A 248-nucleotide genomic window follows, 5' to 3' on the forward strand; every position below is an offset into this window, starting at 1 on the left:
ATAAATCTTTCTGGCGACTAGGAATTACCACATAATACCCCCGGCTACGCTCTTTTTTCTCCGCTTCAGGATTCGGACTAGCAGCAGCACTTTCCACCGCTAGAGGAATAAACTCAGGTGTTTCTGGCGTTTCCGAGACAGAAGGGTTAGGGTTGCTGCTAGAAGATAGAGAAATATATTCCCGTGAAGAAGAAGACACTCCTCCTGAGGAAAGATCACGGGGTTTTGCCACTTCGATGATATCAGCC

Annotated in this window: 1 protein-coding gene; it reads right to left on the minus strand. The window is 47.2% G+C overall.

Annotation, left to right across the window (positions count from 1 at the left end; genetic code table 11):
- On the minus strand, positions 1–248 hold a 248-nt coding region (locus tag R0J87_RS23200), incomplete at both ends, for a hypothetical protein (protein WP_498889317.1).

Source organism: Halomonas sp. SIMBA_159, from assembly GCF_046536035.1.
Classification (GTDB): domain Bacteria; phylum Pseudomonadota; class Gammaproteobacteria; order Pseudomonadales; family Halomonadaceae; genus Vreelandella; species Vreelandella venusta_A.